The organism is Desulfitispora alkaliphila, assembly GCF_050433185.1.
Lineage (GTDB): Bacteria > Bacillota > Desulfitisporia > Desulfitisporales > Desulfitisporaceae > Desulfitispora > Desulfitispora alkaliphila.
In genome coordinates this window covers 1-1109 of the sequence record NZ_JBNPXS010000094.1, presented here as the reverse complement: position 1 = coordinate 1109, position 1109 = coordinate 1, and the positions used below count along the sequence as shown (strand labels likewise).

Genomic DNA, 1109 nt, shown 5'->3' with positions numbered 1-1109 from the left:
GTTCTGAACCCAGCTCACGTACCGCTTTAATGGGCGAACAGCCCAACCCTTGGGACCTACTTCAGCCCCAGGATGCGATGAGCCGACATCGAGGTGCCAAACCTCCCCGTCGATGTGGACTCTTGGGGGAGATAAGCCTGTTATCCCCGGGGTAGCTTTTATCCGTTGAGCGACGGCCCTTCCACTCGGTACCGCCGGATCACTAAGCCCGACTTTCGTCCCTGCTCGACCTGTATGTCTCGCAGTCAAGCTCCCTTATGCCTTTGCACTCTGCGAATGATTTCCAACCATTCTGAGGGAACCTTTGGGCGCCTCCGTTACTCTTTAGGAGGCGACCGCCCCAGTCAAACTGCCCACCTGACACTGTTCCCAATCCGGATCACGGATCAAGGTTAGAATTCCAATATTTCAAGGGTGGTATCCCACCAGTGACTCCACAAAGCCTAGCGACCTTGCTTCTCAGTCTCCCACCTATCCTGTACATGAAATATCAAAATCCAATATCAGGCTACAGTAAAGCTCCACGGGGTCTTTCCGTCCTGTCGCAGGTAACCGGCATTTTCACCGGTATTACAATTTCACCGAGTCCCTTGTTGAGACAGTGCCCAAATCGTTACGCCTTTCGTGCGGGTCGGAACTTACCCGACAAGGAATTTCGCTACCTTAGGACCGTTATAGTTACGGCCGCCGTTTACTGGGGCTTCAGTTCTAAGCTTCGCATTACTGCTAACTCTTCCCCTTAACCTTCCAGCACCGGGCAGGCGTCAGCTCCTATACTTCAGATTTCTCTTTAGCAGGAACCTGTGTTTTTGCTAAACAGTCGCTTGGGCCTTTTCTCTGCGGCCTCCTCTTGCATACATAAGTTTTTATATACACAATACCGAGGCACCCCTTCTCCCGAAGTTACGGGGTCATTTTGCCGAGTTCCTTAACAAGGGTTCTCTCGCGCGCCTTAGGATTCTCACCCTGCCTACCTGTGTCGGTTTACGGTACGGGCACCTTCGTTCTCACTAGAGGCTTTTCTTGACAGTTTGGGATCAATCAGTTCGCTACTAAATTTCGCTCCCCATCACTCCTTGGGATTTTTGCAAGACGGATTTGCCTATCTT

At 51.7% G+C, this 1109-nt stretch carries 1 rRNA gene; it reads right to left on the bottom strand.

Features of this window, described 5'->3' with window-relative positions:
- Positions 1-1109, bottom strand: a 23S ribosomal RNA gene (locus GGQ84_RS15495); the annotation flags it as partial.